This is a genomic window from Virgibacillus dakarensis (assembly GCF_900155625.1).
Classification (GTDB): Bacteria; Bacillota; Bacilli; order Bacillales; family Amphibacillaceae; genus Lentibacillus_C; species Lentibacillus_C populi.
Genome location: NZ_LT732553.1, coordinates 392,360 through 413,965, shown reverse-complemented (window position 1 = coordinate 413,965; position 21,606 = coordinate 392,360). Strand labels below are relative to the sequence as shown.

The window sequence follows — 21,606 nt, the reverse complement described above, 5'->3', positions numbered from 1 at the left end:
CCTCTTAAACTTGAATCCCGAACAATGCTTCCGTTTTCCTGAATGTTGTTAACTCCAAAAATAATACCTTAGAATTATTCACACTAGCAAAACTTGTTCATGCTGCAGCAAATACTCTTTTTTATCCAGTCCACCATTGTACCCGACCATTTTCCCGTTTGTACCAATTACCCTGTGGCACGGTACAACAATTGAGAACGGGTTCTTATTGACTGCCCCGCCGACTGCCCGCACTGCTTTCGGATTGCCAATTGTTACAGCAATATCCTTATATGTTTTCGTTACACCATATGGAATCGTATCATATAGAGCCTGCCAGACTTTTTGCTGAAATGGGGTTCCGTGAAAAGCAAAATTGAACGAAAATTCCTGACTTTTACGTTGAAAATACGCCTGAAGCTGTTCTTTTACATGGTTCACTTTCTTTGCATCCTGTACAAACACCGGATGGTCAAAATAACGATCCCCCCACTTTTCCAGCTGTGTTTCCAAATCGGCCATTGAGCCGTAATCGATCCGAACGATTCTTTGGCCGTCACTAATGATTAATAATGAACCGACTGGTGAAACCATTTCGTCGTAATACAGCTTTGTTTCTCCCATATTTATTCCCCCCTTTTCTATCATTAGTATCTGTTCTTCTGGAAATCTAACCCTTTCTCCATTTCGAACAAAACCTGATCATCAGTTTCCTTTTCCATTGCTTCCTTAATTGCTGTAATTGCTTCATCCGTGCCAATTTTCCCAAGTGTCCACGCTGCAGTTCCGCGAATGACCGGACGCGGATCATTGTTCATCACTGCAACTAATTCGTCTACAGCTGTTTCATCTTTAAAATGTGCAAGTGCGATTATCGCATTTCGCTGAATGGGCTTCTTCCCACGCCAGGAACCAGCCATATGACCAAACGTCTCCTTAAATTCCCGATTCGATATGCGTAACATCGGTTTCAGCTTCGGTTTGGCAGCTTCCGGTTGTGGTTCAGCTTCGGGGTGAAGATGAAAATCCATTTGTTTATTTTTCGGACAAACCTGCTGGCATGTATCACAGCCATATACACGGTTGCCAAGCTCCACGCGGAATTCATCGGCCAAAAATCCTTTTGTCTGGGTTAAAAATGATAAACAGCGCTGAGCATTTAACTGCCCGCCCTGAACAAGTGCTCCGGTTGGACAAGCATCAAGACACTTGCGGCAATCTCCACAGCTATCCTCAACCGGTGAATCCGGGATAAACGGGATATTTGTGATTAATTCACCAAGGTAAACATAAGAGCCAAACTCGGGCGTAATGATGGCACAATTTTTACCACTGAAACCAATACCTGCTCGCTCAGCCACCGCACGGTCCGAAAGCTCGCCTGTATCCACCATCACTTTAGTGGAGGCCTCTGGAACCTTTTCCTCAATAAATGCGGACAGTTTCTCCAGGCGCTCCCTTAAAATAACATGATAATCGGTTCCCCAGGATGCCCGGCAAAAAATCCCGCGACGCTCCTCCCTGGTTCCCTTTGGTGCGTTCTTCATACGTGAGGGGTAAGCAATGGCAATGGACAGGATCGATTGTGCTTCCGGCAATAATCGCTTTGGTTCGGTCCGTTCCTCGATCGATCCCTTTTCAAACCCGGATTGATAGCCGAGAGTTTGCTGACGTTTGAGCCGTTCTTTTAATTCTCCAAACACATCGGCAGAAGCAAAGCCAATTTTATCGATGCCTATTTCCTTGCTGTATGCAACTATTTCTTGTTTCAGCTGTCCTACATCCATTGAACTCACTTCCTCTTTCTTGTACATAGATCCCATACCATTCCCAATTCCAATTCCTTAACGTTGATAGTGAACTGTGTTGCATCGGCAGTAAATTGCGCAAGTATATCCGTAGTGAACCGGGTAATATCGGCAGTTAAACTGGCAATATCAACAGTAAAGCACTGAATATCGACAGTTAAACTCGGAACATCGACAGTAAATTGCATTATATCAACAGTAACCACGTAACCCCGGCAGTGAACCGCCCTAATCCAGTTGGCTTACCTTCAATGTCCGGATTCGGTTCAATACGGCAGCAATTTCATATTTGCGTGGGCGGGCAATATCACCGGGATGCTGGTTTGGAAATGCTGTAAATGAAGCCAACCCATTATGATCTATTTTTCGCTCTATTGTCGTAAGCAATTCCGCTAAAGAACCTGCCTTTTCCAATCCATTCGTCCGGTCCAAATAGGAAATTATCTCGGCAATCATCCGGGTTTGTGATGCGTCTGTCAATTGTTCGGTCTGACCAAATGAAATTTCTGTTCTTCCCATCAGGATTTTGGTTAACCCTTTTGCCTGCGTTTTGGCCCGCTTTCCTTTTTGTGTTTGCAGACTGCTCTGCTTTAAACGCCGATCCGAGATAACACCAAACTTTCCGGTATTGGCATGATTCCGCTCCATTGGATATTGCTCCATAATTGCCTTAGCCTTCTCCGTTACATTATGCGGCACATATTCATCCATCATCATCACTTCATCGGCTACTGCAAAATAATCACCGGAACCTCCCATTACGAGGATGGTCGAGATATTAAGCTGATCACGCATTTGTTTCACCTTGTCAATAAAAGGTGTAATTGGCTCCTGTTCTTGTTTCACCAACTGTTGCATGCGATGATCCCGAATCATAAAGTTGGTTGCACTCGTGTCCTCGTCGATCAGTAATGTTGTCGCACCAGCCTCTAGTGCTTCCATTACATTTGCTGCTTGTGACGTACTGCCACTTGCATTTTCTGTTGAGAAAAATTGTGTGTCCTGTTTATGTGGCAGGTTCGAAATAAATGGCGAAATGTTTACCCCGGTAATCTGACGGCCATCCTCTGCACGAATTTTTACCGCATCTGGATCGGTAAGAACAAATTCACGCCCATCACCCTTCGTATGGGAGTAAACCCCACGTTCAATTGCTTCCAGAACCGTACTTTTACCATGATAGCCACCACCAACAATTAAGGTGATTCCTTTTTTGATAGCCATTCCAGTGATCGGTTCTGTTCGGTGCGGGATGCTGATCGCAACTTCATTTTCTTCCGGACTTTGAAACGGAACCGCCTGTTTAAGTGGACGATTGCTTACACCGCTCTCTCTTGGCAAACTTGCGCCATTAGCAATAAAGGCAACCCAGCCCTGATCCCGCATTTCGACCCGAATCGCTTCCTGCTGATCGGCCAATTGCACAGCCCGTTCAATTTCTTGATCGGTAATGGTAAAGATCGATTTTTGCATAATAGAAGGAATCACTTGCGCAAATAACTTTTCCGCTTCCCTGCCGTTTATTCGTCTCCCATTCGCAGGTAAACCAACCGAGATACAAATCGTTGTACTAGCTGAATCGATCTGAACGGCACTTCTTTCCAGTATTTCCTGACCCGGTGTATCAAACAGAATTGCCCCGCTCTTGCCAGATCCTTTCACCTGAAGTCTGCCTCCAGCAACTGCTCTCCCTACTGTTCGCGCAATTGCATCTTCTGCTGCCACTTTACGATAGGACGTTTCTATCCATTCCTCTTTTATGGAACGTTGTTGTGGTGGCACAACGATACGAATTTTTGATGGTGAAGCAAAAGGATCTCCTTGCACATAATCAATGTAAAGGCTAAAACGGTCGTATTTGTAGTGCCCTTGTAGACTTTTGTACGCCTTATACCCTTTTCCATCAAGTTGTTTTAACTGTTGCATTAAATTTTTCATGTAAATCCCTCAATATTTTAATATTTATTCCTTAAGAATACTATCTGGGAAGCCTTTTATTCAAGTAATGCGGCTAATTATAACCGCGGGATACTCAGATGTAACAGTCGCACCGTTATATGTAAAGCACACTATCCGCTGGAGCTGGACGCGGCCCCTCTCGACTATCCAATTTCTTAAACAATAAAAAACGCAACGCTTCGTATATTAAATAACGAAACACTGCGTTATGACATATGTATGGAGCGGGTGAAGGGAATCGAACCCTCATCATCAGCTTGGAAGGCTGAGGTTTTACCACTAAACTACACCCGCATTCCGCATTTTTTCAATGCATTTTTTATTATACCAACTGACTCGCCATGAATCAAGAGAAATTTGTTTTAAGTTTACCTTTTTTCGCCGCATAAAACGGAATTATTTCACCTTAAGAGTCCTTTAGAAGGTTTTTTTTCGTTTTTATTGAAGGAAGCAAATTTTTAACCAGCACAAATAGACATACTTATCAGTATGTTTTTTCTTACTATTCAATTAATAAATTCAGAGTTGTAATGTTAGCTGCCGTGAACTTACTGGTTTCTCTATGTATTTAAAATGCCGAATGCCATGTTTGTCTTTTATCAATATGGCTTCCATCCCCGCTGAAAAACGATATAGAAACATCTTAATTTTATCCTTTGCTTTAATCCCTTTTGCCCGTTCAATCACGTCATGGAAAAATCCATTCTGCTTTTCTACTTTCAGCGTCATAAACGTTATCATAATGGAAACGAGTAAAAACATTCTTTTCAGTCTTGGCAATGTACGAACCCGAACATTTTCTAAGTCAAATTCCTGCTTTTGAACGCGAAACATTTCTTCGATACGCCATCTAGTAATATAAGCTTTCAAAATAGACAGGACCTCTTCCTTTTTTTGAACCCGTTTATTTGTAAGCAGCACCATCGGCTCTTTTCCGTATCCATACACCACAACCATAGTGAATTTTTGACCCTTTAGCGAAGGAATTTCCACAGTAAGATGAGAGACTTTCAAATCATATACGGTTCCCTTTATTTCAGAACGAAAATTGATTTTCCCTTTCCTTCTGATCGCTAAGTTGTGTACAGGGAATTTTTTATTCTGGTACAATAAATTCCGATTTTTCTTCAAACGAATGATAAAGTTATTTTTCTGCTTGAGGATCTTTTTCATGACTTCTATATTGTCATACCCACGATCCATCACAAAGGTTGCCTTCTTTGCCTCTACAAGTTGATTCACGTAATCCAAGCCCTTGTATGTTTCTTCATTTTCGCTGACAAATCCCTTTTCGGCGGCGGAGTACAGATGGGAATAAATTGAAATCGGGTGCTTTGTTTTCGGAGCCACGGCAATCATGTTGGTTGTCCAATATCCATTGCCTATCTTTCCTGTTGAACCATCTCTCACTTGTCCAAGTGCTTCCATTTTACTGGCAGTAGATTTCACAATCTCGGAATTATCGACTAAAACCAGATTATCTTCCTCTTGTAGAAAAGGTTTTACCATTTCCTCATAGTTCTCCAACAGCTCGGATGTTTCGTGAAATTCGTCCATGCGATTGGACAGTCGCTTGACGGTTTGTATCGCTTCAATGGGTTCTTCCAGAGCGCGTGCAATTTTAGTAAGCAAAACAGATCTGCCTTTTGCTAGTCCAAATAACATGTCCAGGATAAAGTTTTTGTTGGGTTTTTGCAGCCCTTGGGTTAATTTGGACGCAAAATGAAAAATGGAACGTTTTGTGGTATAAATTGATTGGTTAAATGTGTTATGATTAGACATAAAGAGTCTCCTTTTTGTGTTCATATATTTTGTTTTAACCCAATAAAATTTTAACACATTTAGGGAGGCTTTTTATTTTTCTTTTTCAATAAATGACGTACATTTTAAACAAAAAACGTTAAAATAGGCATCAAAAAGTTCATTTATCACTAGAACTTTTCGATGCCTATTTTTTGTTGGAAGTCAATCATTATTTTTAGGTAAACTTAAAAAATTTGTCGTTTTTTTATAGAAAATAACAAGGGGCTGGGACATAATTAAAACGTTCAACTCTAAAAACGAACAATGCTCTACTTTAGCGAAGTATATTTCCGGAGCGGGGTTATGCACAAATCATCATATAGTTCGGATTTTTCTTTGATAAAAACACTTTTGTCCCAGCCTCCTACAATATACAATTTTCTACACCGCATTGATCACAAGCAAGTAATTTTTTTAAATACCCTATCTCCTTCACCAAAAAGTATTTATTATCATTTGTCAGTATCCCCTGCGATTTCCATTTGTTCACAATCCGGCTTACCGTTTCTCGGGAAATTCCGACATACATGCTGACATCGCGGATCATGACCGGCTCGGTTATTCGGACTCCGTTCGGGGTGACGACCCCGTACATGTTAGCAAAACGGACAAAGACAGATGCGACAGCGCCCTCCGAACCAAACATGAGAAAATCCCGTGTTTGGGCTTTGCTTGCTTCCAATGACTCAGCAACCCATTTCGTGAACTGTAATCCCAATTTCCCGTTCTCCCCTAAGATGGTTTCAATTCCTTGCCTTTCCAGTGATAATAGAATACTATCCTTTGTTGCTTTAGCTGTGTTTGAGTACTTTTTCCCGCTAAAAATACCGATCTCACCGAAGCAATCTTGCTCACCACGAATAAAGACTGTTATCTCTTTATTTTCACCAAGATCCTTAAAAATGCGGATTTTACCCTTTTGAATAAAATATAAATTATCCGCGCGACTTCCTTCTGTAAAAATCATTTCGCCCTTTTTCACAGAAAATCGTTTTGTATTGGCAATCAGCATATCATGATCATGGCTATCCAATCGTTGCAATAAAGGTTCCATTTGCCATCACAGTCCTTTTCCTAAGATAGACGGGAAAAAGGTGCAATCCCCGAACAACAACACGAATGCTTTTCTTTATCAATACCATTATATAGAAGCCGCTAAACAAAAACTATGATATTTATCACTCAAATTATAAAATGAAACCTCATTCGGTTAGGATTTGCGACGCACAGGACGTGACGGTTTTAGCTTGCCCTTCCTCCCCACCCTCCCGTTTTTTGGATTACGTACACTTTGTGGTGTAGTGATAAATTAATTCCTCATTTACAAGTTCAACGGGAAGATATAGAATAGGCTTATGCTTTTATGGGAGGCGAAAGAATGGCGAACTATCCAATTATTTTATCGCAAACGAAATTTACCCATCGTGACACACTGCAGTATCCTTATGAAGAACGCGGATTACAGTTTGGCGATGGTGTATACGAAGTTATCCGTATCTATAACGGAAAATACTACCTGCTTGAGGAGCACATCAATCGTTTGTTCCGGTCAGCAGAGGCCGTGAAAATTGCGTTGCCATTTACCAAAGATGAGCTTACAAATTTATTAAACACGTTATTGCAAAAAAATGAGGTCGAAACAGATGCCAAAGTATATCTTCAAGCTACTCGAGGATCAGCCCCACGAGAGCACACATTCCCTGAGGATGTTCCAGCTAATGTATACGCATATGTAACAGCATTATCACGTAACCTGGAGTTTTTGAAAAATGGTGTTGGAACGATTACGAAGCGTGATGTCCGCTGGGAAAACTGCTATATTAAGAGCTTGAACCTGCTGCCTAATGTTCTGGCAAAACAAGAAGCAAAAGAACATGGCTGCTATGAAGCAATTTTGCATAAAGACGGGTTTGTAACCGAGTGCAGTTCATCTAATGTCTACCTGGTTAGAAACGGTGAAATTTTCACCCATCCGGCAACAAACAACATTTTGCATGGCTGTGTACGGATACGCGTTGAACAATTTGCGAAAAAGCTTGGGATACCCTTTAATGAGGAAGGATTTTCGGTTGAAGATATCGCACAGGCAGATGAATTATTTTTATCCAGCAGCACGTCGGAAATCATGCCGGTCATTTCGGTTGATGGAAAAACAATAGCGGACGGAAAACCGGGTGCGACTACCAAACAGCTTCAGGCAGAATATGAAAAGGATGCAGTAATATTACCGAATCAGGTCACACAGACAACCTAATACATCATAGCGTATTCCCCCTTGCCACGTTTGTAAGGGGGTTTTCGGTTCACAATTGATGAGGAGGAACGCCATGAAAAAAATTATGATTGTCGGCTCTGGTGGTGCAGGCAAGTCAACATTGGCAAAACAGCTTGGGGAAAAGCTTGATATACCAGTTTATCATCTTGATGCCATCTTCTGGCAGCCAGGGTGGCGGCCAATTGAACGTCAAGCATTAGTTCAAGCACAACAGCATATCATAAATCGGGATACGTGGATTATCGATGGAAACTACAGTTCAACAATGGATATTCGGCTCAAACATGCTGATACGGTCATTTTCCTGCATTACAGCACCATTCGCTGTTTATATGGAATTGTAAAACGCCGGATTCAATACCACAAGAAAACGCGACCCGATATTGGAAAGGATTGCCCCGAAAAACTTGACCTTGAATTTGTTCAATGGGTTTACCAATTTAATAAGAGCAAAGCTCCAATCATTCATCAAAAATTAAATCAGCAGCGAGATACAACCATTCATATTTTTAATCGTCCAAAACAAACAAAGAACTTTCTGAAAAACGTAAACTAGTATTTCTAAAATTCTATTATTCTAATTGATTCGAAACTCGAAATAGTTTAAAATTAACAAAACGATTAATTGGAGGATATTTCTATGCCAAAAGTGAAACGAGCATTAGCCGTTGAAGATTTAACAAAAATTGCCATGTACAGTGACCCGCAAATCGCGCCAAATGAAGATACATATGCATTTGTTTCCGCTACGGTAAATGATGATAACGAGTACCAATCACAATTGTTTTTGCAAAAAATTAACGGAGGAGAACCCAAGCAATGGACGTTTGCTAACGCCAAAAATAGTCATCCACGGTTCTCCCCAGACGGGAAGAAACTTGTTTTTCAGTCGACACGGAGCGGGCTGTCCCAGCTTTGGGTAGTTCCAACAAACGGCGGCGAGGCACAACAACTGACATTTTTCAAAAATGGTGCCGTTAATCCGGAATGGTCAAAGGATGGGAAATATATCGTCTTTACCGCTAGCTTGAAAGAGGATGATGACGTTGGGAATCAGCACGAACAAACCAAGGAAGAACGGCAAAAGGAAAAAGAACAGCAAGCAAAGGAGCCAATTGTCATTGATCGTCTAAAGCATAAGTCTGATGCACATGGATTTCATGATGACAAACGTGCTCAATTAGTACTTTATGATGTAGAGAAAGCTACCTTTACCCAGCTGACGGTTAACGATACCGATCATGGATTTGAGGGTATTTCGCCTGATGGAAATCTTATACTTTTTTCCGCAAACCTTGACGATGATGCTGATTATGCTTTAACAAATGATCTTTTCATGTTAAATCTGGCAACAAAGGATGTAATTAAACTAACGGATGGAAATGGGTCATACGGCAATGCCAGATTCTCGCCAAGCGGTGATAAAATTGCTTGCTTCGGCCATGAATGTGCCTACAGTGGGGCGACATTAAACGAGCTGTATGTGTTCGATGTTGCAACGAAAGAACGCACGTGTTTAAGTTCAAAAGTCGATATGCAGCTTGGTGATGTCATGGTTGGCGATTCACGAATGGGTTACTCGACGGAAGGTCCGGTTTGGTCGCTTGCTGAGGATAAATTATTCTTTATCGGCAGTGATCACGGTACAACAGGGCTCTACCAAGCTGACTTAAAAGGCAATATGGAGGTGTTATATAAAGATAACAATCATGTCTTCGGTTTTTCCTATAACGGAGTGGACAATACATTTATTCTTGGGATCAGTACCCCAACAAATCCATGTAACTTTTATCAGTGGAAAAATACGGAACTGACTCGATTAACAAATGCCAATGCGGAACTTTTAGAAGAGGTTTCTCTTAGTGAACCGGAGACATTAACGATTACGGCAGAGGATGGCTCGGAAATTGAGGGCTGGCTTCTGCATCCGTATGATTTTAAAGAAAATAAAAAATATCCATTTGTATTAGAAATTCACGGAGGTCCGCATGCGATGTACGGGCAAACATTTTTTCATGAACTGCAATTACTTGCTGCAAAAGGATATGTTGTCCTGTACACCAATCCTAGAGGAAGTCATGGTTACGGACAGGAATTTGTGAACGCATGCCGGAAAAACTACGGAAATGGTGATTATACCGATTTAATGTCCGCTGTCGATTATGCCCTGGAAAACTATGACTTTATCGATAACGATCGGCTTGGGGTAACCGGGGGAAGCTATGGCGGCTTTATGACAAACTGGATCGTCGGACACACAAACCGCTTCAAAGCAGCAGTTACACAGCGTTCTATCTGTAACTGGCTAAGCTTCTACGGTGTCAGTGATATCGGCTACTTTTTCACAGAATGGGAACTTGGCAAAAATTTGTTAGACGATCCCGCCAAGCTATGGGATTTTTCACCGTTGAAATATGCCGAAAATGTAGAAACGCCGCTGTTAATCGTACATGGCGAACAAGACTTGCGCTGTCCAATCGAGCAAGGTGAACAATTATTTATTACTCTAAAGCATCTGAAGAAGGAAGTTGCATTTGTCCGTTTCCCTGGTGCCAATCATGAATTAAGCAGAAGCGGCAACCCGGAAATGCGAATAGCGCGTTTAAATCATATTTGCGGTTGGTTTGAGAAATATTTGTAGAGATTTATTGGGGTGAGCTGGCACGTGTGATGTGCCAGCTCTTTTTGTACAGATAAAATATGGTATGCTCTCGTTCCGGTTGAAATTTCCGCTCTCCGGTTGATGTTCTCCCTATACCGTTGGTGTTTAGTGCTCTACGGTTGATGTTCGGCCCCTCCCGTTGATACTCGCGCTCTCCAGTTTGATATTCGCCACCACCGGTTGATGTTCCAGCTGGGTTATCCCTTCTTTCCCTAATCCACACAAAAATAAGCAGCCATACGACTGCTTATTCCTTCACATATTTACGCAAAAACGCGCTAAGTTTATTTTCATAACGCTCGCGGTCTACAACAAATGATTCCCCATGTCCAGCTCCATCAACAATCATGAGTTCGGCATTGCTTTTCGTATTTTCATAAAGTTCCTTGGACATCTCCGTCGGGACAAATGAATCGGCATTGCCGTGGAAATAAAGTATCGGAACTTCCGCCTTTTTCACCTGATCCAGCGCAGATGCTTCGGATAATGAGTAATCTGCCTTCATATCTGTCACCAGGCTTGTTGTTGGCAATACTGGAAATGTCGGGATATGAAACATGCGCTTCATTTGATAGGCGAACATTTCTTTCACACTAGTATATGCGCTGTCTGAAACGATAGCTTTAACATTGTTCGGAAGCTCTTCCCCGCTTGTCATTAAAACGGTTGCCGCACCCATCGACACGCCATGCAATACAATTTCAGTATCCGGACCCAATTTGTCAATCAGCAAACCGATCCAATCCACATAGTCTAAACGGTCGTGCCAGCCAAATCCGATGTAATCTCCTTCACTTTGTCCATGACCACGAGCATCCGGCATCAACACGTTATACCCAAGTTCCTGATAATAATATTGGGCGTACAATCCCATGTCCTTACCTTTCCCAAGATAACCATGTGCTAATATAACGGTTTTATTTGTCGGTTTCTTCGCTGGTAAAAAATAGCCTTTTAGTGTTAATCCATCGAAAGAGTTCATTTCCAATTCTTCAAATTTCTGATTGTCTACCCATGTACGCCAATCGCCATCCATAAAAACTTCCATTGCTTCAGCAGATACTTCCAGATCACTATTGCCCTGGAGGAAATCCTTCTGGTTGCGATCAATTGCCAAATTATAAAAATAAAAGCTTGCTGCGATATTTATGATTAATAGGATAATGATAAGTCCAATAACAATTTTTAAGCCTTTTTTTTGTTCCACATGCTATCTCCTCCCTAGAAATCTCTATTCTATTATAGCAAAAAAATCAACTCTCTTACTGACCAAATGACGTTGGTACTTCTTAGCAATGCAAAAGTGAAAAAGCGAGCAGCATAAGCTACTCGCCCCCATTGCTCCTATAAATTATGCTAATGGAATAATCCCGATTCCTTCGACTTTTTCATCAGCAATTTCGTTTTACTGTTAATTGGCCCTTTCAGGAAAGTACCTAATAGTAATGCCGCAATACCGAATATCGCCAGGAACAATATGTCATGATAAGCGCGTTCCCAGACAATCCCGCCTACCGCCTCACGCATCAGGTCAACCGCATAGGTAAACGGCAGGAATGGATTAATTGTCTGGAAAAATTCAGGCAGCAAAACGACAGGGTAGGTACCGCCAGATCCAGCTATTTGCAGGACGAGAAAGACAATCGCTACTGCTTTTCCGACATCGCCAAATACCGATACCAGTGTGTAAACAGTTAACATAAACACGATACTAACGAACAGACCAAACAGTACAAACCAAAGGGCCGCCTTTACATCAACAGCAATTAAGAAAAGATCACCAAGCGTGACAATTAATGTCTGAACGAGTCCAATCGTCATAAAGGTGAAAAGTCGTCCAAAATAAGTTTGCCTGATCGTATAGGCTTCAGCATTTTTAATATCAACAGCCAGCAGTGAGATAAGCAGTAAAGCACCTACCCAAATCGCCAGTACCGTGTAGAACGGTGTCATCCCTGTTCCATAATTAGGAATTGGGAATAGCTTATTTTCGTTAAGCTCAACCGGCTGGGCAAAAAAACCACGTTCTGCTTCCGGATCATTTTGCAGCAGCTGAATAATTTCGTTAATATCGGTTTCTCCCTGAATATCGCGAATACGATCGGCCAGCTGATTCACCTTGTCATTTACATACGGAAATTGACCAAGTACATGTTCCAATGTGTCTTTTCCTTCACCAAGGTTATCACCCGTACGATTTAAAATCCTTTCCACTTCAGGAATGGTTGACTGTATTTCGACTAAAATTCCTCTGGCCTGGGATAAGGTATTTTTAGCCCTATCGATCTCTTGTAAAACGGTTGGTTCAATATTTTCCTTATATTCTTTGACAAAGGCATCGATGTTTTTCGCCGTCGTTGCTGTTATATCCTGCAAATCGGAAATAACGCTATCGACCTCTGCTTTTTTATCCTCAATGAATGAATTTATTTTATTGGCGTTCCCCTGCGCTTCCTGAAGCCCCGATTTTAATGTTTCTAATTCCTCTAAGGCTTTATCAATCTGCTCATTTTGATTATTAGGTTGCTGATTGTTCGGGTCCTCCAGGTTTCCACCAGCGTTTTGCTCCTGGTCTGTACCGCCATTTTTTCCCTGCTCATTATTTTGTGCTTGTAATTGACGCAATGCCTCTTCAACAGTATTAATCCGCTCAATAGCTTCATTTACTTTCCCGTTTAACTGGTCACTTATTTCTTTACCAGTGCTGAAATCAATATCGGTTCCCTGCACCTTGCTGATAAAATTGTTCGCCTCAGCGGCTATTTTCTGAATCTTCTCCAAATCCTGTTTAATTTTCGGCGCCATTTCATTTAAACGCGCTTCACCTTTTTTTAAAAAGGCTGTCGTCTCATCAATCGTCTGCAAACCATTATTCGTTACTTGCTTTGCATCAGGAACTAATCCTTGTGCTTTCTTGACAATTTCCTGTGCACTAGTAGCATCAGACATCGATTCGTTTAGTAATTGATGAATTTCCGGCAGCTTTTTCTCCATTGTAAAAACATAATTTTCAAATCGTTTAATATCAGGCAAGTCACTTTCCAATTCAATTCCAATTTTGTTAAACATGTCGAAAATGACCCCATTAACGGTTGAAATGAAATTACTGCTGATTTGTTCCACAATCGCGCTTGCACCTTTTTCGGTAATTTTAGGCGCAACCGCATTAAGTTTTTCATTCACGTAATATTCGACCTTAGCTTTTTCCGGATTGTCACTAATAACGGTACCTAGTTTTTCGGAAAAATTTTTCGGAATCACAATCACCGCGTAATAATCACCATACTTCACCTTATCCATTGCCTTATCACGATTGACAAATTGCCAATCCATATCATCGTTTTTCTTTAACGTTTTGACTAAATCATCGCCAACATGAATTTCCTGATCGCGAACCATTGCCCCGGCATCTTCATTTACCACTCCGACTGGTATTTGGTCTGTCTGCCCATACGGATCCCAGGACGCTTTAATATTAAACCAGGCGTACAGTGACGGTAAAATGATTAAGCCGCCAATCAAGATGGCAGCTACCCAATTTGTTCCGATATTTTTTAAGTCTGTTTTAAAGATTCTAAAGCTGTTTTTCATAAATCTCTTCCTTATTTGATTGTCGTAAATGAACCACGATTCATTTCGCTTATTATGACTATGTATTATAGCAATATTTTCAAGGTAATTCCACTGGGAAAAATAATCCTAATATTGTCTATTTTGGGAGTATGAAGATCGGCCGGAATTTGTATCAAATTATAAAAGGTCGGAATGGAGGGAACTTGTTAAATCACAGTTCCCTCCATCCCGACCTCTTCCCCTGACCTCCTGCCTCTGTTTTACAAGTGCCGTCTCTCCATCAAATGAATCCCAACTCTAGTCATCGCAACCCCCATTGAATGACCCCACCTTATCATCCTTTCGGAATGCTTGAAGGTAGGGCTTCCTGTTTCACAGACCATTGCATCTTAGGGGATTCCTAAGACGTCTTACATTGTCTCCACAGGCTTTGTTTAGACTGTTCGGACACAACCTTGCCCTACAGTTTTTCGTGTTCTCATTTAGTCGATGACTACCATCTGATCCAGCTGTTCCATTCCTTTACGCAATATATGAAGACTTGCATTGTGGTCACGATCCAGGATCGTTCCACATCCTTTACAAATATGCGTACGAATAGAAAGAGATTTCTTTACTCGTGTTCCGCATGTAGAACAATCCTGTGACGTGAATGCTGGATCGACTTTTAGCAAGATACTTCCATTTCGTTCACATTTATAGGAGAGCATGTTTCGAAACATGCCCCACCCTGCATCGGAAATGGATTTTGACAAACGTTTATTTTTTACCATATGACGGATTTCGAGATCCTCTACGGCAATGATCGAATAGTCTTTCGCCAAATGGTAGCTTAATTTATGTAAAAAATCTCTTCGCTGATTCGCTACCTTTTCATAAAACAAATGGACTTTGCTCACTTGTTTCGCATAATTTGCCGATCCGCGTTTCATTTTAGAAAGTTTTGCTTGCGCTCTTTTTCGTTTCTTTTCTGTTTTACGAATAAATGTAGGGTTTTCATAGCTTTTTCCATCGGACAGAACTGCGTATTTATTTATCCCTACATCAATGCCAACTGCAAGATCACGATTGATTGGTGCTGGGTATGCTTGTCCTTCGACACTGAAAATAGCATACCAGCGACTGCCTTGTCGCTTGATGAGGAGTTGTTTGATTGTGCCTTCCATTGGTCGATGTAAGTGAATAGGAATTTGCCCGAGCTTGGATAGTTGTAACTTGCCGTTTTCTGTAAAAGATGCTGCATAGCGATGATGTGTATTCGGTTTGAAGCCAAATTGTGGGAAGGTCATGCTGTTGTAATCCTTGTGTTTTTTTAGTTTAGGGTAGTTAGCTTCTTTTCGAAAGAATTTGGTAAATGCATGGTCTAGGCGGCGGAACACTTCTTGTAAGGCTTGTGATGGTATTTCTTTTAGGAATTCCCATTCTTGCTTGTCTTGTTTCAATTGCTTTTGAATGTCAAAACGACTATACGATTCCTTCGATTGTCTGTATTTACGTTGTTTGTCGAGAAGTGCAGAGTTGTATGTTAGCCGACAATAGGAAAGCCAGGTCTCCAGTATTTCTATTTGTTCAGATGAAGGGAAAATTTCATATTTTTGATTCAGTAACATGAATGCACCTCCTAACCCTATTATGGATCATGCGTTTGGGGTTTGCAAGCATCTTACTAAAGCAAACCGAAATTCATCTCCCCCTTAGCCTTTAGGGGTTGCCAGTAACAGGCTTGAAGAGGGAGACTTCTTTCGGAAGGCAGTTAAAATTAAGTAACAGGTGTGGCTTTCCATTTATCTGGAAAGCTGTTTTATAGGTGATAAGTGGAAAGACATATGTATAAATAGGTAGTTTAACCGTAGTTAACCGATTTCCATGAATATTGTACCATTTTCAAATAATTACAAGCTTTTCCAATTGTTTTATTGTATAATGGAGAGGACAGGTAACGCAGGGTGGGCTTCACTGAAGCTGCATAGGGAAGCTTCTTTAATCGGCGGCTTTTATCCCCTAAGAAAGGGGCTGAAGCAATTGATTCCAATTGAGAAAGCGATTGAGTTGATGCTGATGTTCTCAACTCTAATATTGTTAGTTGTCAACAGCCGAGAAAAAAAGTAATCACCCTGTCGATGACGTAAACGGGATAATTACTTTTTTCGTTCCCTATAACAAAGTCGTCGCGCCTTGCAGTACTGTCCGAGTCGCAAGTTGCCGCTTGCGGCTCACCTTTTTATTCTATTCTCTTTATTTCAAAAAAACAACAACAAAACAAAATACTTCGAAATTGAGCCATTTCTACTACATTAAATGCTTTGACTCCACATCTACCTTCTAAGAATATTATACCACAAAAGGTTAACCATCCGTTCGATACATGATAATCTTCATAAATATGTTAAAATCCTGCTCCACTCTTCTACCTTACCAGCAAATGACTTTGTATATCGTCCTGGTACTGGACTTGTTGATGGTAGTTTGATCACGTCAACATGTTGCAACTTTACCCCACCAAAAAACTTCTTAAACGTTTGAAAGGATTTTGTCCCATTGCATGCAATTAACCGGACACTCGAATGCTTCTTTACTAAGCCAATGACATCATTCGGTTCTTCATCTGTTATGTTTGCATCCAGACTGCCTTCCCTAAAACACGTTCCAATCGTGTCCCACAAAGCGATGTGATGCTGTTTTACAAAGCTTCGTTTTTCATCATAAGTGGCAAGCGGTGCCTGGTTAAATAATTCATAAAGTATATCCCAGAAATGATTCCTTGGGTTTCCATAATACTCTTGTTTCGCTAGTGACATTCCCCCAGGCATTGAGCCAAGAATAAGCACTTTTGGATCTGCAGGAAGAACAGGAGGAAATGACGTTAATTTTTCTTTTATTTTTCACAACTCCTTCCATGTTTTTGGAATGATTATAACGGGAAGTACAATGATAGCATTATTTAATACAAATTGGTAACACTACAGGTGTGTGTTCACCGATTAGGGCTTAAAGATCAAGGCAGCGCAGCTCCCGACATCTGGCTTGTACAGGGACAAGCTGATTTCTGCTATTTACGATTACTGAGCAGTTTCAATCGGAGATCCCATAACAGTGTTTGTAGTGACTTCTTGAACATCCTCTAAATATAAGTATCCATTTTTTGATATATTACGCGGAAAGAAGGTATTTTTGATGAAGGCAATTGTAATTGAACAATATGGTTCAGCTGATCAGCTTAAGGAAAGAGATGTGCCTATACCTGAAATTAAGGATAATCAGGTGTTGGTTGAATTATATGCTACATCGATTAACCCCATTGACTGGAAAGTTCGGGAAGGCTATTTAACAGAAAGACTTCCATTTGATTTTCCGATTATCTTGGGATGGGATGCAGCAGGAATCATTCAAGCGGTTGGTGACAATGTTTCCAGCTTTACAACTGGTGATCGTGTTTTTGCCAGACCAGCTACAACTGCAAACGGAACATACGCTGAATACACTGCTGTCGATGAAAACCTGTTGGCAAAAATCCCGGAAAATATAAGTTTTGCGGAGGCGGCTGTGGTACCTTTGGCTGGATTAACGGCATGGCAATGTCTAGTCGATTTTTGCGAGATCAAAGCGGGTGACAATGTGTTAATTCATGCCGGTTCTGGTGGTGTAGGAAGCTTTGCGATCCAAATTGCCAAAAATTTTGGAGCATACGTGGCCGCAACAGCCAGTGGAAAAAATGAAGCATTCCTGAACGAACTAGGTGTGGACAAATTTATTAATTACAAACTCAACTTTCGCAGAGTAAAAATGTAGTTTAACTTAGGTACAATACTAGTCAATAGCTAATGTGTTATGTTGCTTGACACTCAATCATCATAAAAGAAAAACACCTCCAGTTTTGGTATAGTTTAATTGTCCAGAAAAAACTACCAAATAGAAGAGGTGCTCCTACTATGATAGCGAAAAATAACCTAAATAAGCAACTGCCAAACGAGTTAAAATCTACATTTAAAGAATTAAAAGTTCTAAAACATCTAAGACATGCAGGAATCACGAAGAATTTTGGCTATTCCTGCGCTCATCTTTTTCAATTAGTCTTTTGTTTGATCTTCGAAAATAAAAACTGGTTTCGCGCACTTGAAAGTAAAAAGTCTCCTGAATTTCCGGCTAAGGATACTGTTTACCGCTTTTTGAATCAATCAACATTTGCTTGGCGTCGATTTTTACTATTCTTAGTCGCGTTTACCGCTGGAAAGGTAACGAAACTTACAAATCATGCCCGTCCGAAAGTATTTATTTTGGATGATTCTGCATATGATCGAAACCGTAGTAAAAACGTAGAATTACTTGCTCGTTGCTTTGATCATGCTTCCCAAAAAATGCGCTTTTACAAAGGATTTCGCATGTTAACTTTAGGTTGGTCTGATGGTGCGACGTTCCTACCGGTTGATTTTTCTTTATTGAGTTCGAAAAAGAGCCAGATTAACGGTATTTCTTCAAAAATTGACAAGCGCAGTTCTGGCTATAAGCGACGTCTTGAAGCGTTACAAACTGCACCGGAACAAATCCCGAATATGATCAGTCGCGCAATGAACACGGGGATCCAAGCCGATTATGTGTTGATGGATACATGGTTCACGCACCAGCCACTCATTAAAGACATTAAAGAACAAGGTCTAGATGTGATTGGTATGGTCAAAAAATTAAAACAGCGTTACCTAGTAGGTGACGAGCGTGTATCCTTGGAACAGCTCTATCGTTTGGCGACTCCAACCGATGGAAAGAAAGGGATTTTGCGCTCCATCCATACTGTCCAAGCAAACGGTGTCCCAGTAAAAGTGGTCTTCGTTCGCAATCGCAATAAGAAAAATGACTGGTTGGCTATTTTAAGTACAGATTGCACATTGAGTGATCAAGAAATTATTCGCATTTACGGCATGCGATGGGATATTGAAGTCTTTTTCAAAACAACAAAATCCTTACTGAAGCTACAAAAGGAATTTCAAGGCCGTTCCTATGACTCACTTATTAGCCATACAACTATCGTGTTTACAAGATATATCGTGTTGTCATGGCAAAATCGTTGCAGTACAGATCAACGTACTTTAGGTGGCATGTTTTATGAGCTTTGTGATGAAATCAGTGACCTTGATTGGGCTGTAGCATTACAGCAATTAATCGAGCTTCTTGAAGATACCATCAAAAAGAGTAACAAGAAAATGCAAGGATTAATCAAAATTCAACTACAGCAGTGGATTGCAGGCTTGCCTAATTACATCAAGGTTTACCTGCCTATTTCAGCATGCGAAAGTTGAGTTACAAAGAAGATGATTTTGCCGAACTTATCGATGATTATGATATTGTTGTTGACACGATGGGCGGTGCTATTCAGGAAAAGAGCTTTGACGTGTTGAAAAAAGGGGGTAAGCTGGTCTCCATTGCCCAGCCTCCTGATGAAAGATTAGCAGCAGAAAATGGAGTGAAAGCTGGCTTTCTCTGGCTAGAACCGGATGGAAAACAGCTAACCGAGCTCGGAAAGCTTCTGGAAAATGGCAAGGTAAAGGCGAATATTGGTCATACCTTTCCATTGAATCAGGATGGGCTGCGGTCGGCGCATGAACTTAGCCAATCCCATCATGCAAAAGGGAAAATAGCAATAGAAATTAAATAACAACCTACAGCCTGAGTCAGCACGGTCTATTGTAACCAAAATACACAACCATCCATTTGCTGAATAAAATAGGCTCCAAAACAAAAGCTACAAGCATATGCTACGTTTCGGAGGGCAAACAAATGAATGGGAACAACTGTATCACAAAATATATGAAACAAAAGAAGATCTGCAAAACCTGGTAGGACAATATTGGCATCAATTTTCCGGTCCTGATACATGGTACTTTTGGTTTAATGTTGCCAGTGTAATAATACCACTTGCTATTCTTTATATCGTGATCGATAAGCAACGACTATTTGAAATTTGTTTCTACGGCTATACGGCACATGTTTTATGGCTAAATCTCGACAGTACGTTATCCGCCGGGAATTTTTTCGTTTATCCTCACAGTCTTACTTATCTAATCCCAACTGGCATTAACATAACAGCAGTTGTTTTCCCGATTACATTCATGTTGATCTATCAGTATTGTACAAACAACAGGAAAAATTTTTATTTATATTCCATTATTGGTACCATCATCTTTACTTACGGATTTGCGTCATTCTGTCTGGCGGTTGAGCTTGTAAAAATGGATAAGGGCATGAATGTAACCTATTTATTTCTAATTGATACTGCCGTTGTCTTTATTTCATTTTGGTTTACAAAGCTGTTCATTTGGATTAAGGAAAAGCATTTAGGACAAAAAGCAGAAAAATAGCAATGCGGAAAGTACATTGCTATTTTTCTTTATGATTCATTAGCTTGTCAATTTTATCTTCAAGACGGTTGTACTGCTTTTTTCTTTTGAGCCGCAAAACGATTAGACTGATGATAACAACGGTAAACAAAAGAAAAACAAGTTGTGCAATTATATCCCCAAGGAAAATATTAAAAAACAATGGATATCCCCTCTTTTCTCCCATGACTTGCCTCGGATAATGCGAAGGCGATACGGTTTCAGATAGTTTAGTCATTATTCTTTTCCATTTCTTCAGCAAAATTTAGTAGCCGTTCTGCCGCCAGTTGATAAACCTTATTCTTATCCCTTGGCCCAATTGCTATTATTTCCATTTTTATGACACCGCTATCACTTTCCGTAGGACGGTATATTATTCGAATGTTTAAAGCCCTTAGTTTAAGTTTCACAAACTTGTTCAAAGGTGCTCGAAGTGGTTCACCAATTCCCCTTGGCTTTATTAAAGGACCATTTTTTGCCCTTCTTACAATTTCCAACAGCACAATAGACCTGTTTCCTTTTTTGATTTTCTTTATATCTTGCGCAGCACTTCTAGAAAAACGAATATCAACATTATAGGATTGCAACACATACTGCTTTATCTTTTCTATCTCTCTCATACGACTACCTGTTATTTTCTTTCAGTTGCTTTATTAATTTTTCATAATCAAAATCACCATCATCGAATACCTCATCCAAGGTCAGTTGCGCCTTTTCCTCTTTTCTTTCTTTTGCGATATGATACATATAATCGTCTACAGCATGATCAACAACTTCCTTGTATTTTAATAAACGCTCGAAATACTCAAAGTCTACGATAACAGCTTGTGAATTTCTTTTTTTGCTGTTTTGGATGACATAGACTTCCTCACTTTCCCTGCCAACATATTGATTCAAAATATCGGATAGCTTATTGGTACGGGTTAGATCCGTAACGTTCAATACATTATCTTTTAAAAAGTTTAGTGTAGTACTCGAGATCGACTTATTGTTTTGTGAGTTCTTTTCCATTTTACCTTTTCCCTCCCAGGTTTCTAAGTGTAAGGTATGCAAAACATTATTTTTATGTTCTTATTATATCACATAAAGTGTGTTGTTTTATACACATATTAGGCCAATTTCACACCTCCTTTCCGGGTTCTGTTCGTTATATGCCTAGTAACATAATGTCCATAAATT

At 40.5% G+C, this 21,606-nt stretch carries 18 protein-coding genes, 1 tRNA gene and 1 pseudogene; 7 read left to right on the top strand and 13 right to left on the bottom strand.

Features of this window, described 5'->3' with window-relative positions; translation table 11 throughout:
- Positions 1 to 78: 78 nt before the first annotated feature.
- The 7 genes from CZ382_RS02140 to CZ382_RS02110 form a co-directional block, all read right to left on the bottom strand.
- Positions 79 to 603, bottom strand: coding sequence for a methylated-DNA--[protein]-cysteine S-methyltransferase (locus CZ382_RS02140; protein ID WP_088049593.1), 525 nt, complete (start codon positions 601 to 603; stop codon positions 79 to 81).
- Positions 604 to 626: 23 nt separating this feature from the next.
- Positions 627 to 1,766 carry a tRNA epoxyqueuosine(34) reductase QueG gene (queG, locus tag CZ382_RS02135; RefSeq protein WP_088049592.1) on the bottom strand — a complete coding sequence of 380 codons (1,140 nt, stop codon included), beginning with the start codon at positions 1,764 to 1,766 and terminating at the stop codon, positions 627 to 629.
- A 5-nt stretch (positions 1,767 to 1,771) separates the two neighbouring features.
- The gene (locus tag CZ382_RS02130; RefSeq protein WP_088049591.1) at positions 1,772 to 1,993 is read right to left on the bottom strand and encodes a hypothetical protein; all 222 of its coding nucleotides are present in this window, start codon (positions 1,991 to 1,993) and stop codon (positions 1,772 to 1,774) included.
- Between the two features lie 22 nt (positions 1,994 to 2,015).
- The gene (locus CZ382_RS02125; protein WP_088049590.1) at positions 2,016 to 3,725 is read right to left on the bottom strand and encodes an ABC-ATPase domain-containing protein; all 1,710 of its coding nucleotides are present in this window, start codon (positions 3,723 to 3,725) and stop codon (positions 2,016 to 2,018) included.
- Positions 3,726 to 3,966: 241 nt separating this feature from the next.
- Positions 3,967 to 4,040: transfer RNA gene (locus CZ382_RS02120), tRNA-Gly, on the bottom strand.
- 225 nt (positions 4,041 to 4,265) lie between these two features.
- Positions 4,266 to 5,528 (bottom strand): transposase, encoded by a 1,263-nt coding sequence (locus CZ382_RS02115; protein WP_159457745.1) that lies wholly within the window; start codon positions 5,526 to 5,528, stop codon positions 4,266 to 4,268.
- A 385-nt stretch (positions 5,529 to 5,913) separates the two neighbouring features.
- Positions 5,914 to 6,603, bottom strand: coding sequence for a Crp/Fnr family transcriptional regulator (locus CZ382_RS02110; protein ID WP_088049589.1), 690 nt, complete (start codon positions 6,601 to 6,603; stop codon positions 5,914 to 5,916).
- A 324-nt stretch (positions 6,604 to 6,927) separates the two neighbouring features.
- On the opposite strand from CZ382_RS02110, the gene dat reads away from it, so the two are divergent.
- From dat to CZ382_RS02095, 3 genes are all read left to right on the top strand, one after another.
- Positions 6,928 to 7,803, top strand: a complete 876-nt coding sequence (gene dat, locus CZ382_RS02105) for a D-amino-acid transaminase (protein ID WP_088049588.1) — start codon at positions 6,928 to 6,930, stop codon at positions 7,801 to 7,803.
- A gap of 73 nt (positions 7,804 to 7,876) precedes the next feature.
- Positions 7,877 to 8,380, top strand: coding sequence for a DNA topology modulation protein (locus tag CZ382_RS02100; RefSeq protein WP_088049587.1), 504 nt, complete (start codon positions 7,877 to 7,879; stop codon positions 8,378 to 8,380).
- Positions 8,381 to 8,464: 84 nt separating this feature from the next.
- A complete protein-coding gene (locus CZ382_RS02095) occupies positions 8,465 to 10,465 on the top strand; it encodes a S9 family peptidase (protein WP_088049586.1) in 2,001 nt (666 codons plus the stop codon).
- Between the two features lie 268 nt (positions 10,466 to 10,733).
- On the opposite strand, the gene CZ382_RS02090 is transcribed toward CZ382_RS02095, so the two are convergent.
- The 4 genes from CZ382_RS02090 to CZ382_RS02070 form a co-directional block, all read right to left on the bottom strand.
- The gene (locus CZ382_RS02090) at positions 10,734 to 11,693 is read right to left on the bottom strand and encodes an alpha/beta hydrolase (protein WP_088049585.1); all 960 of its coding nucleotides are present in this window, start codon (positions 11,691 to 11,693) and stop codon (positions 10,734 to 10,736) included.
- A gap of 149 nt (positions 11,694 to 11,842) precedes the next feature.
- Entirely contained in the window at positions 11,843 to 14,077 is a 2,235-nt protein-coding gene (locus tag CZ382_RS02085) for a YhgE/Pip domain-containing protein (protein WP_088049584.1), read from the bottom strand.
- A 464-nt stretch (positions 14,078 to 14,541) separates the two neighbouring features.
- Complete coding sequence (locus CZ382_RS02080) at positions 14,542 to 15,669, bottom strand: RNA-guided endonuclease InsQ/TnpB family protein (RefSeq protein ID WP_088049583.1); 1,128 nt, start codon at positions 15,667 to 15,669, stop codon at positions 14,542 to 14,544.
- Positions 15,670 to 16,434: 765 nt separating this feature from the next.
- A complete protein-coding gene (locus CZ382_RS02070; protein WP_088049581.1) occupies positions 16,435 to 16,938 on the bottom strand; it encodes a DNA-deoxyinosine glycosylase in 504 nt (167 codons plus the stop codon).
- A gap of 295 nt (positions 16,939 to 17,233) precedes the next feature.
- Here CZ382_RS02070 and CZ382_RS02065 point away from each other — a divergent pair.
- The 4 genes and pseudogenes from CZ382_RS02065 to CZ382_RS02050 all read left to right on the top strand — a co-directional run.
- Positions 17,234 to 17,821: pseudogene (locus tag CZ382_RS02065) on the top strand (NADP-dependent oxidoreductase); the annotation flags it as partial.
- Positions 17,822 to 17,988: 167 nt separating this feature from the next.
- On the top strand, positions 17,989 to 19,350 hold the full coding sequence (locus CZ382_RS02060) for an IS4 family transposase (protein WP_088049373.1): 1,362 nt from the start codon (positions 17,989 to 17,991) through the stop codon (positions 19,348 to 19,350).
- Positions 19,347 to 19,706: a zinc-binding dehydrogenase gene (locus tag CZ382_RS02055; RefSeq protein ID WP_235000376.1), complete on the top strand. Its 360-nt coding sequence runs from the start codon at positions 19,347 to 19,349 to the stop codon at positions 19,704 to 19,706. Before CZ382_RS02060 ends, CZ382_RS02055 begins: the two co-directional genes overlap by 4 nt.
- Positions 19,707 to 19,803: 97 nt before the next feature.
- Positions 19,804 to 20,409, top strand: a complete 606-nt coding sequence (locus tag CZ382_RS02050) for a hypothetical protein (RefSeq protein WP_088049578.1) — start codon at positions 19,804 to 19,806, stop codon at positions 20,407 to 20,409.
- A 248-nt stretch (positions 20,410 to 20,657) separates the two neighbouring features.
- On the opposite strand, the gene CZ382_RS02045 is transcribed toward CZ382_RS02050, so the two are convergent.
- Together CZ382_RS02045 and CZ382_RS02040 are read right to left on the bottom strand one after the other, a co-directional pair.
- A complete protein-coding gene (locus tag CZ382_RS02045) occupies positions 20,658 to 21,047 on the bottom strand; it encodes a type II toxin-antitoxin system RelE family toxin (protein ID WP_088049577.1) in 390 nt (129 codons plus the stop codon).
- Positions 21,048 to 21,051: 4 nt separating this feature from the next.
- Positions 21,052 to 21,438 carry a hypothetical protein gene (locus tag CZ382_RS02040; RefSeq protein ID WP_088049576.1) on the bottom strand — a complete coding sequence of 129 codons (387 nt, stop codon included), beginning with the start codon at positions 21,436 to 21,438 and terminating at the stop codon, positions 21,052 to 21,054.
- Positions 21,439 to 21,606: the final 168 nt, after the last annotated feature.

Coding starts and splice junctions, on each gene's coding strand:
- CZ382_RS02045 (WP_088049577.1), bottom strand. CDS start 21,047: ATGAGAGAGATAGAAAAGATAAAGCAGTATGTGTTGCAATCCTATAAT.
- CZ382_RS02085 (WP_088049584.1), bottom strand. CDS start 14,077: ATGAAAAACAGCTTTAGAATCTTTAAAACAGACTTAAAAAATATCGGA.
- dat (WP_088049588.1), top strand. CDS start 6,928: ATGGCGAACTATCCAATTATTTTATCGCAAACGAAATTTACCCATCGT.
- CZ382_RS02110 (WP_088049589.1), bottom strand. CDS start 6,603: ATGGAACCTTTATTGCAACGATTGGATAGCCATGATCATGATATGCTG.
- CZ382_RS02080 (WP_088049583.1), bottom strand. CDS start 15,669: ATGTTACTGAATCAAAAATATGAAATTTTCCCTTCATCTGAACAAATA.
- CZ382_RS02050 (WP_088049578.1), top strand. CDS start 19,804: ATGCTACGTTTCGGAGGGCAAACAAATGAATGGGAACAACTGTATCAC.
- CZ382_RS02040 (WP_088049576.1), bottom strand. CDS start 21,438: ATGGAAAAGAACTCACAAAACAATAAGTCGATCTCGAGTACTACACTA.
- CZ382_RS02115 (WP_159457745.1), bottom strand. CDS start 5,528: ATGTCTAATCATAACACATTTAACCAATCAATTTATACCACAAAACGT.
- queG (WP_088049592.1), bottom strand. CDS start 1,766: ATGGATGTAGGACAGCTGAAACAAGAAATAGTTGCATACAGCAAGGAA.
- CZ382_RS02100 (WP_088049587.1), top strand. CDS start 7,877: ATGAAAAAAATTATGATTGTCGGCTCTGGTGGTGCAGGCAAGTCAACA.
- CZ382_RS02060 (WP_088049373.1), top strand. CDS start 17,989: ATGATAGCGAAAAATAACCTAAATAAGCAACTGCCAAACGAGTTAAAA.
- CZ382_RS02125 (WP_088049590.1), bottom strand. CDS start 3,725: ATGAAAAATTTAATGCAACAGTTAAAACAACTTGATGGAAAAGGGTAT.
- CZ382_RS02095 (WP_088049586.1), top strand. CDS start 8,465: ATGCCAAAAGTGAAACGAGCATTAGCCGTTGAAGATTTAACAAAAATT.
- CZ382_RS02140 (WP_088049593.1), bottom strand. CDS start 603: ATGGGAGAAACAAAGCTGTATTACGACGAAATGGTTTCACCAGTCGGT.